This window comes from Streptomyces asiaticus (genome assembly GCF_018138715.1).
In the GTDB taxonomy this organism is placed as follows: Bacteria; Actinomycetota; Actinomycetes; order Streptomycetales; family Streptomycetaceae; genus Streptomyces; species Streptomyces asiaticus.
The window spans coordinates 274,237-286,256 of sequence record NZ_JAGSHX010000006.1 but is presented as its reverse complement, the minus strand read 5'-3'; the positions used below and the strand labels follow the sequence as shown (position 1 = coordinate 286,256).

Genomic DNA, 12,020 nt, shown 5'->3' with positions numbered 1-12,020 from the left:
GCCCGTGTGCTCATCGTGTCCGGACGGCTGCGCTCCGGCACCCACCTCGTCGAGCGGTACGTCAGGCCCGGCGCTCGTCCATGCCCGCCATCAGGGCCTGGTGGCTCATCCGCACATGCTCCCGCATCACCCGCTCCGCGCCGTCGCCGTCCTTGGCCTGGATCAGATTGAGGACACGGTGGTGCTCATCGTCGGACTCGTCCAGCCGGCCGGGCCGGGACAGCGAGGTGCGCACCAGCCGGGCATAGGCCAGCTGGTTCATCAGGGTGCGGTAGTGCGCCTCCAGCTTGCTGTTGTCCGCGCCCACCACGATCAGATCGTGGAACTCGTGGACCAGCGCCGCGTACTGCTCGGCGTCGCCGTCCCGGACGGACGCGTCGGCCGCCTTCATATTGGCCTCGAGCCGCTCCACTTCCGGTACGTTCCCGCGGAAGGCGAGCAGCCGGGCGGCGGCGCCCTCCAGCAGCTCCTTCATCTGGAACAGCTCGGTGAGCTCGCGCCGGGACGGTACGGCGACGAACGTGCCGACCCGTGGCCGCACCTCGACCAAGCCCTCGATCTGGAGCTGTTTGAGGGCCTCGCGGATGGGCGTCCGGCTGACGCCGAAGGTCTCGGACAGCGCCATCTCGGAGAGGCTGGAGCGGGGCGGCAGCTCACCGCTGATGATCATCTGCCGCAGCTCTTCGGCGACCCTCGCCTGCATGCTGGTCTGCTGAAGCCGCTTCCCTGTGGGTCGTTGCATGGCACATGACCCTAGGTGTGGCCATTGCTTCCCGTCAACTGTGGGGACGTAGGTGTGTTGTGCCATACAACAACCCTTCCTCGGTCCAGGAGGCCGGGGACCTCGGAACCTCAGGAGTCCGGGAGCCCAGGGACCTCGGAACCTCAGGAGTCCGGGAGCCCAGGGACCTCAGAACCTCAGGAGTCCGGGAGCCCAGGGAGCTCAGGACCTCAGGATGAAGGGATCCCCGGCGGGCTCCTCGCTGGTGTTGATCCAGACGCTCTTCAGCCGGGTGTACTCCCGGATCACCTCCGTGCCGTGCTCGGTCCCCATCCCGCTGGTCTTGAACCCGGCCCGGGGCGACATCGGCGACATCGAGCGATAGGTGTTGGCCCACACCGTCCCGGCCTCCAGCCGGGCGGCCATCCGGTGCACCCGGTTCACATCCCGGGTCCACACGCCCGCCGCCAGGCCGTACGCGGAGTCGTTGGCGATCGCCAGGGCCTCCTCCTCGGAGCCGAACGGGATGACGGTCGCGACCGGCCCGAAGATCTCCTCCTGGCAGATCCGCATCCCGTTGTCGGTGCCGGTGAAGACGGTGGGGGAGTAGAAGTACCCGTTGAGACCGGTCTCCGGCCGCCTGCCGCCGCAGACCACCTTTCCGCCCTCGGCCTGCCCCAGTTCGACGTACGACTCGACCTTCTCCAGCTGCTCGGCGATGGCGAGCGGGCCGAGCTCGGTGGTCTCCGCCAGCGGATCGCCGATGCGGATCGTGGCCGCCCGGGCCGTCACCCGCTCCAGGATCTCGTCGTACACCTCCCGGTGCACCAGGACCCGGCTGCCCGCCACACAGGTCTGGCCCGCGGCCGCGAAGACGCCCGCGATCACGCCCATGGCGGCCGAGCCCAGGTCGGCGTCCGGGAAGATGATGTTGGGCGACTTCCCGCCCAGCTCCAGGGTGCAGCCGATCAGCCGGTCGGCGCAGGTGCGGGCGATGCGGCGGCCGGTCCCGCTGGAGCCGGTGAAGGTCACCTTGGACACGCCGTCGTGCTCGGTCAGCGGCCCGCCCGCCTCCGGGCCGTACCCGGTGACCACATTGACCACCCCCGGCGGGAACCCCGCCTCCTCGAAGAGCGGTGCGAGCGCCAGCAGCGAGGCCGAGGTGTGCTCCGAGGGCTTGACCACCACCGTGTTCCCCGCGGCCAGGGCCGGGGCGAGCTTGGTGGTGGTGAGCAGCAGCGGGGAGTTCCAGGGGGTGATGGCGCCGACCACGCCCACCGGTTCGCGCAGGGTGTAGTTGAGCAGCTCGCGGCTCGCCCCGGGGATCACCTCGCCCTGGATCTTGTCGGCGAGCCCCGCGTAGTAGTGGAAGTACTCGGGCAGCCCGGCGAGTTGGGCCCGCATCTCGCGCAGCAGCTTGCCGTTGTCCAGGCTCTCGGTGCGGGCCAGCCGCTCCGCGTGCTCACCGATCAGATCGCCCAGGTTCCGCAGCAGCCGACCGCGCCGGGTCTGGCTCAGATCGCGCCAGCGCGGATCCTCGAAGGCGGTGCGGGCGGCGTCCACCGCACGGTCCACATCGGCGGCGGTGCCGCGCGCCGCCTCGTACCAGGGCTCGGCGGTGGCCGGGTTGACGCTCGCGAAGTAGCCGCCTTCGGCGGGGGCGGTCCACTCGCCCGCGATGTAGTGGTCATGGCGCGGCAGGGGGTTCATGAGCGGTGGGACTCCTGTCCGGTGGGGGCTCCGGTGGGGGCGCCGGGGTGGGTTCCGGTATGGCTTCCATGGCTTCGGGTGCGGTTTCCGGTCTGGTTTCCGCCGTCGGTTCCGGTGTCGGTCCCGGCGTGGGCTCCGGTCCGGGTGAGGATCACGTCGGTGAGTTCCCGGGGGCATTCCAGCGGCAGCAGATGGCGGGCGCCGGGCACGATCACCGCCCGGGCGCCGGGAATCCGCTCGGCCAGCCGGTGCGACATGGCCGGGGTCGAGCCGGGGTCCCGCTCGCCGGTCACCGCCACGGTGGGCGCGGTGATCCGGGGCAGCCACCGCCACAGCCCGGTGTCGGCGGTCGCGAACACCCGATAACACGCCAGGTAGGAGGCCCGGTCGTTGGCCAGCAGGGTATCGAGCACCTGCCGCGCCAGCCCGGGGTCCTGGGCCCGCCAGGCGGGCGAGAACCAGCGGTCGACCGCCGCCCACGCGGACGCCCCGAAGTCCTGGGCGGCCAGCTCCTGGCGGCGGGCCACCGCCGCCCGCTCCTCCTCCGACCGGCCCGCGACCGAGCTGACCAGGGTGAGCGAGGCGGTGAGCTCCGGCCGGTCAAGACCCAGCCGCTGGGCGACCAGGGCGCCGAGCGAGAAGCCGACCACATGCGTGGGGCCGGTCAGCAGCGCCCCGACATCGGCGGCCAGCTCGGCGAGCGACACCCCGGCCGCCGCGGCCGGGGAGGCGCCGTGGCCGCGCAGATCGACCAGCGTCACCCGGTGCCGGGCCGCGAGGGCCGGCAGGCACCGGTCCCACATACGGCGGTCGAGGCCGACGCCGTGCAGCAGCACCATCTCCGGGCCGTCGCCGTGCGTTTCGTGGCTCAGCGCCACCGGGGCACCGGCCGGGGAGGCCGGGACGCGTACCCGGGCACCCGCCTCGGACCTGCCCATGTCACTCACCGCCCGCTCACCGCTCCGTCGACAGCGGCGCCAGCCGGGCCTGGGGGCGGCCCTGGGCGGCCGCCGCCAGCCCGACGACGATCTCGTCGGCGCGCGGCCCGTCCGCCACCCGGACCTCGATGCTCTGGTGGTGCGAGCGGACGGTGGCGTCGGTGATGTGCTTGAGCGGAATGTCGAAGACCGTGCCCGCGGCGGCCCGCTTCTCGACGGCCGGGAGCAGCGTGGTGGCGTTCGCCGCGCGGCGGAAGTGGTCGCCGAACTTGAGGGTGTGGATCAGCGCGGAGCCGTGCTCGACCTCCCCGTCGAGCCCCACGATCGCGGCCTTCCCGTACGCCTCCACCGGCGCGCCCAGAGCCTCGACCACGCGTGGCGCCAGCAGCTCGCCCAGCTTCGGCGCCACCTCGTCGATCCCCGGCAGCAGATCCGCCACGAAGCCCTGACCGGCCCAGGGGTTCTCGATGACGGCGAGTACCACGGCCGTACGGGCCGGCGGGTCCACCGGGCGGCCGCCCTCGCTGTGGATGTCCTCGGTGAAGGTGATGATCTTGCGGATGTTCATGTCACGGTCTCCAGGTCGTCGTCCAGATCGGCCAGGCGGATGAGCGGGTCGGTGGCGCGGTCCCCGATCCGGGCGTTCGGGCGGGGGCCGGACGCCCCGGCCGCGATGACGACGATCTCGTCCGGGCGGGGCGCGTCGGGGATACGGATCTGGCAGGTCTGGTAGTGCGAGCGGGTCGCGGCCGCGGTCTTGTGCCACAGCGGCACGGTCAGCGGCTCACCGGCCGGAAGCCGGTCGTCGCTGAAGACGATGATCGAGGTGCCCTCGGTCAGCTCGCGGAAGACATTGCCGAAGAACGGGGTGTGGATCAGCGCGCCGCCGTGCTCGATCTCCCCGTCCAGGCCCACGATGGCGGCCTTGCCGAAGGACTCGATCCGGTCGACCCCGCCCAGCGCCTCGCTGATCCGGTCGGTGAGCAGCCGGGCCAGCCCCGGTGCGATCCGCTCGACCTCGGGCCCCAGGTCGGCGACGAAGCCGCCGCCGGCCCAGGGGTTGCTGATCACCGCGGCCGCCGCCACCCGGCGCACCGGCGCCGCGACCGGGCGGCCGAGCTCCAGCAGCAGCTCGTCGGCGACGGTGACGACCTTGCGCAGCCGTGCCTCAGCCATGACCGCCACCGGTGGTGAACTGCGGCATGACCTTCTCGGCGAACAGCTCCAGGCTGCGCATCGCGTTGCGGTGCGGCAGACCGGGGTGGGTGGTCCACAGCAGCAGATGCTCGCACCCCACCTCGTCGCGCAGCTCGGCGATCTTCTCCGAGACATACTCGGGGGTGCCGACCAGCAGATTGCGCCCCTGGAGGAAGTCGAAGGACAGCTGGTGGGCGTCGGTGAGCTCCTCGCCGGCCTCCATGAGGTTGGACAGCCCCCGCCAGTGCATGATCCACCGGTAGGTGGTCATCAGCGCCTCTTCGAACTCGGCGCGGGCCTGCTCCATGGTGTTGGCGACATACACATCGCGCACCAGGCCGATGCCCTCGCCCAGCGCGTACTCGCGCCCGGACGCCTGGCTCGCGGTGTCCCGGTAGAGCTCGAACCGCTCCTTGAGCGCCGAGACCGGCGGCAGCCAGAAGAGCCCCTGGACCCCGTCGGCCGCGGCGGACTTGATCGAGCGGGGGCTGTCGATGACCTGCCACAGCGGAGGGTGCGGCCGCTGCACCGGAAACGGCGTGACCTGCATCTTGGTGATGACACCGGCGTCGGTGTAGTCCGGGGTGGCGGGGGAGAGCGGGTGGTTCCACTTCACCCCGGGGGCGGGGAACTCGTAGAACCGGCCCCGGTGCGAGAAGAACTCGCCGCTCCACGCCTTGCGCAGGACCTCCACGGTCTCGTCGTACAGGGCGCGGTTCTGCTCCTGGTCGCGCGGATCGGCCAGGGCGTTGAGGTTGAGCGCCTCGCGGCCGTACAGCCCCCGGCCGAGACCGACCTCGACCCGACCCCCGGAGAGCTGGTCGAGCATCGCGATGTCCTCGGCGAGCCGCAGCGGATGCCAGAAGGTGGCGATCGAGGCCGCCTGGCCGATCCGGATGCGTTCGGTACGGGCGGCGATGTCCGCCCCCATCAGCACCGGGTTCGGGGTGATCTCGATCGCCTCGTGCCCGAAGTGGTGTTCGGTGTACCAGGTGGACCAGAAGCCCGCCCGGTCCGCGGTGACCGCGAACTCCCGGGCCTCGTCCATGACTTCGGCGTACTCGCCGAGACGGCCCGGGGCACCGAGGTTGTGGAATATCGAAAAGCGCATGCAGCGTCCGTCCTGTTCTTCCGGCTCACGCTGTGCCATGGCAGGGAGGCTAGGAGTCCATGTCGGACCCGTCAAGGGCCGACATCAAGGAAACAACGTTGACCTGTGCCTTTAGTGAGCTCCCGGAACTTTGTCGGCGCATCTGTCCCAAGGTGTTGACAGCCGTCGATGGCCTTTCTACGGTCCTCTGCCATACAAGAGCTGACTGAGGGAAGACGTCATGACGCACACTCTTGACCGCACCGCCCGCATCCGCTCCACCTGGCAGGCGGTCTGGGACCGGGGCGAGGTCGACGCGCTCGACCAGCTGCTCGGCCCCGGCTATGTACGCCGCCGTGGGTCCGCCGCGGCCCCCCAGGACCGAGAGCAGTTCAAGGAGTCCATCCGCGCCATCCGCCGGGCGTTTCCCGATCTCCGCACCGAGATCGAGGAGATCGTCGAGGACGGCGAATCGCTGGCGATCCGCTGGCGCAGCACCGGCAGCCACACCGGCGACTTCCTCGGTGTCCCGGCCACCGGCAGGCCGGTCGAGGTCTCCGGCGCCACCTTCACCCGCTTCGACCACGGTGTGGTCAGCGAGGAGTGGGTGACCTGGGACCCGCGCCAGCTGCTGGAGGCGCTCGGGATCATCACCACCACTCAGCGGGCGGCCGTCGACGCCGATGTGGTCCGTGGTGTGCACCGCAAGTTCATCACCGGTGTCACCGTTGTGACCTGCGACGACGGGGGCAAGCCCCGAGGGCTCGCGGTGAACGCGTTCGCCAGCATCTCACTGGATCCACCGATGGTGCTGGTCTGCGTGCAGCGCTCCTCCACGACCCATCCCGCGCTGCACCGGGCGAGCCATCTGGGAATCAACATCCTCGCCGCCGGCCAGCTCGACGTGGCCAAGACCTTCGCCTCCAAGGCGGACGACAAGTTCGCCGGGCTGTCCTGGACCCCCGGTGCGTTCGGCGTCCCGCTGCTCGACCGGTCCTGCGCCCAGCTCGAGGTGGAGATCGGCGAGCGGCTGGAGGCCGGCAGCCACACCGTCTTCACCGGCCGGGTGGTGTCCGCCCGCCATGAGGAGCTGGCCCCGCTGGTCTACAGCGGCGGTGGCTTCTTCGACATCTCCCGGACCGCGCCGCTGCCGTGGTGAGACACCGCCACCCCGATCCGCGGTGCCACCGGCCCCCCGCCACCCCCTGACGCCCACTCCTCCCGTCCCAGGAGCACGCCCATGACCCACGATGACACGGCGCCGGTGTACGGCAGCGCGGTCACCAAGGTGGAGCCCTTCGGGGTCGACCACATCCCCGACAACGAGCGGCACGGCAAGCCCAGTTCGCAGTTCTTCGTCTGGTTCGCCGCCGGTCTCAACTTCCCCATCATCCTGCTCGGGTTCAGCGCGGTCGGGCTCGGCCTCAGCTTCGGCGCCGCCGTCGCCGCCATCGTGGTCGGCGCGGGGCTCGGCTCGCTGCTGATGGCCGTGATGTCCCGGATGGGCGTACGGCTGGGGGTGCCCCAGCAGATCCAGGCGCGGGGCCCGCTCGGCTTCTTCGGCAACTTCCTGCCGGTGGCGTACATCAATGTGTTCGCCGGGGTCGGCTGGGCCGCGGTGACCGTGATCCTCGGTGGCAAGGCCATCGCCGAGCTGACTCATCTGCCCTTCTGGGGCTGCGGGTTGGCGCTCACCCTGGTCGAGCTGGTGGTGTCCGTCTACGGCTACAACATGATCAATTTCCTTCAGCGGGTGCTGACCTACGTCCTCACCCCGCTGTTCGTGATGATCACGGTGGTGGCCCTGGTGCGGGGCGCGGGCACCTTCGACGCCGATCCGAAGGCGGCGGACTACGTCGGCTCCACCGGCGGCTGGATCACCTTCGGCGGCTGGTTCCTCTCCTTCCTCGTCGCCTGGGCGCCGTTCGCCTCGGACTACTCGCGCTATCTGCCCGACTCGCCGAGCGTGGTGAAGCGCACCGCCTGGTACACCGGGCTCGGCAACTTCGTCACCATCTGCTGGCTCGGCATCCTCGGTGTGCTCCTCGGCTCCAACGCCACCAGCACCGACTCCATCACCGCCCTGCACCAGCTGACCGGGCCGTTCGCCATCCCCGCCCTGATCGCCATCGGGCTCTCGGCACTCGCGCAGAACTTCCTCAATGTCTACGGCGGCGCGATCTCCGTCCAGACGCTGAAGGTGCCGGTCACCCGGACCCAGGCCGTCACCCTCATCTGCGCGCTGGCGTATGTGATCAGCCTGTGGGGACACTCCGGGACCGAGGACAAGTTCTCGGTGTTCCTCAACCTCACCGCGTACTTCATCGCGCCGTTCGCCACCGTGCTGCTGCTCGACTACCACCTGGGCGGCCGCTCCGACCCCAGCCGGATCGCCGAGCTGTACGACCGCGGACGGGTGCTCTCCTGGGGCTTCGCCGCCTGGGTCGGCGGGGTGCTGGCCTCGGTGCCGTTCTGGCAGTCCGACCTCTACACCGGGGCGTTCGCCTCCGCGTATCCGCACGCGGGCGATCTGAGCATGTTCGTCGCGGCGGGCGCCTCGGCGGTGCTCTATCTGCTGACCTACCGGCTGCGGCCGCTGTGGACGCGGTGCACCTCGGCCACGGACGAGCCCCAGCCGGAGAAGACGGCGGCGGTGGCGGGCTCCTGACGTAGCGTCACCCCTTCGGGGCGGGCGGTGTCGCGAACGGCGATGCCGCCCGCCCTTCGGCGCGCCCCGGCCCTTTCCCGCTATCGCCTCCGGCGCGAGGCCGCGGGGCGCTCGGCGGGGGCGGGGTCGATACAGCGCGACTGGGCGTGTTCGTACACCATCGTGCTCTGCACATCCGCCACCTCACGGCGCTCGGTGAGGCGGTCGATGACGAACGCGTACAGCCCATTGGTGTCCGGCACCGCCACATGGATGAGGAAGTCATGGGCGCCGGAGGTGACGAACAGCCCGATGGTCTCCGGCAGCTGGGCGGCCCATTCCCGGAACCCCTCGATGACCGGCCGGGACGGTGGGCGGATCCGCACCGAGATCAGCGCCTGCACGGGGCGGCCGACCGCCTCCAGGTCGACGGCGGCGTGATAGCCGCTGATGATGCCGCGCTCCCGCAGCGCCCGGACCCGCTCCAGGGAGGTCGACGGCGAGACCCCCGTGCGCAGGGCCAGCTCGCGATTGGTCTGGCGTGCATCGTTCTGCAATTCCCGCAGAAGAGCACGGTCGAGTGCATCAAGTTCCACGAAAGCGCTCCTTTGCCTGAGGAAATTCGGCGAGCCGTGCTCCGACTCGGATGGATGGGTACCGTCCACCACATTAGCCATCGACAAGGAGTAGTGCTCGTGTCCGTTCCCCAGCTGTCCGACGAGGATGTACGCACCGATCAGTCCACCCGGCAGGCCAAGCTCAAGTGGGTGATCGTCGTGGCCGAGGAGCTGCCCGCGGGCCGGGCGGTGAACGCCGCAGCCTGCATGGCCGCCGCCGTCGGCCGGGCGATGCCGGAGCTGCTGGGGCCGGACGGCAGGGACGGCTCCGGCTCCGGCCACCCGGGGCTGCCGTGGGCCGGCTGCTCGATCCTGGCGGCCGGCCCACAGGCGCTGCGCGAGCTGCGGGCCAAGGCCGCCGAGAAGGACGATCTGTTCCTCGTCGACATGCCCGGGCAGGCCCAGACCTCACGGGTCTACGACGAGTACCTCGACAGCCTGGCCGGCACCAAGACCGAGGATCTCGACTACCTCGCGGTCAGCCTCGTCGGCCCGCGGAACAAGGTGAGCAGGCTCATCGGGAAGCTCCCCCTGCTGCGCTGACGTCCGCGCCGCCCGTCGCGGCCGGATCGCCCAGGGCGCAGGGGGCGAGGATGTCGGCGATGGCCCGGTTGCGCGGGGTGGCGACCGCCAGCTCGGCGCCGAGATCGGCCACGGCCCCGCTGAGCCAGCCCAGTTCCAGGCGGTTGCCGCGCAGGAGGTCGTTGTGCATCGAGGACGTCATCGTGGCGGGCAGCGTGTCGCAGAAGGCGAGCCGGTCGTCGGCGAAACCGGGGTCCAGGTCCACCCCCTTGGCCCGCCCCACGGCGACCACCTCGCGCATCACGTCACGCAGCAGATCCCGTGACCCCGGATTCCCGCGGACCACCCCGATCGGCTGCCGCACCGCCGAGGTGGTCCCGGAGAGGCCCACCAGGAAGACGAACTTCTCCCAGATGGTGCGCTCGATGTCCCCGCTGATCTCCGCGTCGACACCGGCCGCGAGACAGCGGTCGAGGAAGTGGCGGGCGCGCGGGGACTCCTTGCGGTCGTACTCCCCGAACACCAGCCGCTGAAGCGTGCCGTTGTGCACCACCACCCCCGGCTCCTCGATGAACGCCGAGATGTAGCCGACCCCGCCGAGGACCGACTCCGCGGGCAGATGGCGCCGCAGCTCCGTGTCCTTCTGCACTCCGTTCTGGAACGACACGACCGCGGTGCCGCTCTCGGCGAGGGGGGCGAGCTGCCGGGCGACGTCCTCGGTGTCCCACAGCTTCACCGCCACCATGACGAGGTCCGGAGCCTCGAGGTCGGAGACCGTCGGTACGACCGCCTCGGACGGCACCCGCAGATCCCCCAGCGGGCTGCGCACCGTCAGCCCCCGCTCCCGGATCGCCGCGAGATGGCGGCCCCGGGCCACGAAGGTGACCTCGTCCCCCGCCGCGGCGAGCCGCGCGCCGAAGTATCCGCCGACGCCACCCGCGCCGATGATCGCGATCCGCATGATGTCCCCTCGTGCTCAGCCGCTTGGTAACCCTTCAGGCGGTTACTATATCCGCATGGATCCCTCGACGGAGCAGGTCCCGCGGACGCGGGTCACCGCTGGGCTGCGGGCACTGCGCTTCGACGCCGGCAGCCTCGCCCTGAACCTCATCGCCTCCCTCGGGCGGCGCGGCAGCACCCCGATCGAGCGCCTCGGCACCCTCGACCGGCTGCGGGAGTGGTGCGACGGCGTCGGGTTGCGGCTCCATGACGAGGCCGTCACCGAGGAGCTCCGCACCGAACTGCGGACCCTGCGCGAGGCGGCGTACGACGTGGTGGCGGCAGTTGTCCACGACCGGACCCCGGCCGCCGCGTCCATCGCGCTGCTCAACGACCGGGCGCGCCCCGCCCCGCCGCAACCGCTGCTGAGGGCCACCGGCACCGGGGTCGAGGTGGACGGCGCCGATCGTCCGCTGACCGGGCGGGAGCTCCAGTCGATCGTCGTCCGCGACCTCATAGCGGTGCTCGGGGACCCGGAGCGGCGCGGGGCGCTGCGGGCGTGCGACTCCTCGCTGTGCACCATGATCTACCTCGACCCCACACCGGGCAGACGGCGCCGGTGGTGCTCCATGCGGCTGTGCGGCAACAGCGCCAAGGCCGCGAAACACCGGCAGCGGCAGGCGTCCGCCGCACCGGGCGGGTCCTGAAGCCCCGGCGCACGGGCGGGTCCTGACGCCCCGCCGCACCGGCCGGCTCCTGACGCCCCGGCGCCCCGTCCAGGTCGTGAAGCCCCCGGCGCTCCCCGGGCCGCTGTTTCCGGTGGGCCGCCCGGGGCACCCGAGGTGGCCGGAGGGTTGCCGATGGCCGAAGAGAGCGACACCGACCCCGCGCCGAAAGCACGGCGCCCCGGCCGGGCCTGCGGTGCCGGGGGAGCGGTGGCCGCCGTCGCGCTGACCGTGGCGACCGGGGCGATGGACGCGATCAGCTTTCTGGCCCTGGGCGGCGTCTTCACCAGCGTCATGACCGCCAATCTCTCCCTGCTCGGCATGTCCACCGCGTCCCTGGACGCCGCGCTCGCCCGGGACTCCGCGGTCGCCATGGGCGGCTACATCGTGGGCGCGCTGGTCAGCGGCCGGATCGTCCGCGGCTCCCGGCCGGCCCTGCGGGCCCGGTGCGCGCTCACGGTGGAACTGCTCGTGCTCGGTGGGCTCTGGGCGGTGTGGGCGTCCGCCGGGGGCCACCCCACCGGCGACCTACAGCTCGTGCTGCTGGCGGTGGCCGCGCTCGCCATGGGAGGCCAGAGCGGTCTGGTGCGGGCCGTCGGGCCGCCCGGCTTCTCCACCACCTATCTCACCGGCACCCTGACCGGGGTGCTGGTCGACGCGGTGCGCAGCGGAACGGTGCGCCGGCTCAGCATCGCGCTGCTGGGCGGCCTGGTGGTGGGCGCCGCGGCCGGCGGGCTGCTGGTGGCCCATGCCGCACGGGCCGCGCCCGCCCTGCCGACCGGGCTGGTCGGCCTCGTTCTGCTGGCGTCCTTGACCTCGTTGGCCCGGGATGCCCAGGGCCATCTCTGGCCCCACGCCGAGTAGCCCGCCCCAAGCCCGCACGCCCCGGGGCGGGTTGACCGGTGATTCACTCT

At 71.5% G+C, this 12,020-nt stretch carries 13 protein-coding genes; 5 read left to right on the top strand and 8 right to left on the bottom strand.

Annotation, left to right across the window (positions count from 1 at the left end; translation table 11 throughout):
- Positions 1-61: 61 nt before the first annotated feature.
- The 6 genes from KHP12_RS08605 to KHP12_RS08580 form a co-directional block, all read right to left on the bottom strand.
- Entirely contained in the window at positions 62-742 is a 681-nt protein-coding gene (locus KHP12_RS08605; RefSeq protein WP_086883139.1) for a GntR family transcriptional regulator, read from the bottom strand.
- A 201-nt stretch (positions 743-943) separates the two neighbouring features.
- Positions 944-2,431, bottom strand: coding sequence for an aldehyde dehydrogenase (locus KHP12_RS08600; protein WP_211832358.1), 1,488 nt, complete (start codon positions 2,429-2,431; stop codon positions 944-946).
- The gene (locus KHP12_RS08595) at positions 2,428-3,369 is read right to left on the bottom strand and encodes an alpha/beta fold hydrolase (RefSeq protein WP_245009818.1); all 942 of its coding nucleotides are present in this window, start codon (positions 3,367-3,369) and stop codon (positions 2,428-2,430) included. The genes KHP12_RS08600 and KHP12_RS08595 overlap by 4 nt, the downstream gene beginning before the upstream one ends.
- A 16-nt stretch (positions 3,370-3,385) precedes the next feature.
- The gene (locus tag KHP12_RS08590; RefSeq protein WP_086883878.1) at positions 3,386-3,937 is read right to left on the bottom strand and encodes an amino acid synthesis family protein; all 552 of its coding nucleotides are present in this window, start codon (positions 3,935-3,937) and stop codon (positions 3,386-3,388) included.
- Positions 3,934-4,545, bottom strand: coding sequence for an amino acid synthesis family protein (locus KHP12_RS08585; RefSeq protein ID WP_037950550.1), 612 nt, complete (start codon positions 4,543-4,545; stop codon positions 3,934-3,936). The genes KHP12_RS08590 and KHP12_RS08585 overlap by 4 nt, the downstream gene beginning before the upstream one ends.
- Entirely contained in the window at positions 4,538-5,677 is a 1,140-nt protein-coding gene (locus KHP12_RS08580) for an LLM class flavin-dependent oxidoreductase (RefSeq protein ID WP_211832355.1), read from the bottom strand. The genes KHP12_RS08585 and KHP12_RS08580 overlap by 8 nt, the downstream gene beginning before the upstream one ends.
- A gap of 220 nt (positions 5,678-5,897) precedes the next feature.
- On the opposite strand from KHP12_RS08580, the gene KHP12_RS08575 reads away from it, so the two are divergent.
- On the top strand, positions 5,898-6,815 hold the full coding sequence (locus tag KHP12_RS08575; protein ID WP_086883879.1) for a flavin reductase: 918 nt from the start codon (positions 5,898-5,900) through the stop codon (positions 6,813-6,815).
- Positions 6,816-6,896: 81 nt separating this feature from the next.
- The gene (locus KHP12_RS08570; RefSeq protein WP_086883880.1) at positions 6,897-8,324 is read left to right on the top strand and encodes a purine-cytosine permease family protein; all 1,428 of its coding nucleotides are present in this window, start codon (positions 6,897-6,899) and stop codon (positions 8,322-8,324) included.
- Positions 8,325-8,404: 80 nt separating this feature from the next.
- Here KHP12_RS08570 and KHP12_RS08565 read toward each other — a convergent pair whose 3' ends face one another.
- Positions 8,405-8,899, bottom strand: coding sequence for an Lrp/AsnC family transcriptional regulator (locus tag KHP12_RS08565; RefSeq protein WP_086883881.1), 495 nt, complete (start codon positions 8,897-8,899; stop codon positions 8,405-8,407).
- A 99-nt stretch (positions 8,900-8,998) separates the two neighbouring features.
- On the opposite strand from KHP12_RS08565, the gene KHP12_RS08560 reads away from it, so the two are divergent.
- Entirely contained in the window at positions 8,999-9,463 is a 465-nt protein-coding gene (locus tag KHP12_RS08560; RefSeq protein ID WP_037950554.1) for a DUF2000 domain-containing protein, read from the top strand.
- On the opposite strand, the gene KHP12_RS08555 is transcribed toward KHP12_RS08560, so the two are convergent.
- Entirely contained in the window at positions 9,435-10,403 is a 969-nt protein-coding gene (locus tag KHP12_RS08555; RefSeq protein WP_086883882.1) for a ketopantoate reductase family protein, read from the bottom strand. The two genes, KHP12_RS08560 and KHP12_RS08555, sit on opposite strands and share 29 nt — an antisense overlap.
- A gap of 55 nt (positions 10,404-10,458) precedes the next feature.
- On the opposite strand from KHP12_RS08555, the gene KHP12_RS08550 reads away from it, so the two are divergent.
- Positions 10,459-11,088, top strand: coding sequence for a CGNR zinc finger domain-containing protein (locus KHP12_RS08550; protein WP_211832352.1), 630 nt, complete (start codon positions 10,459-10,461; stop codon positions 11,086-11,088).
- A gap of 153 nt (positions 11,089-11,241) precedes the next feature.
- The gene (locus KHP12_RS08545) at positions 11,242-11,970 is read left to right on the top strand and encodes a YoaK family protein (RefSeq protein WP_086883883.1); all 729 of its coding nucleotides are present in this window, start codon (positions 11,242-11,244) and stop codon (positions 11,968-11,970) included.
- Positions 11,971-12,020: the final 50 nt, after the last annotated feature.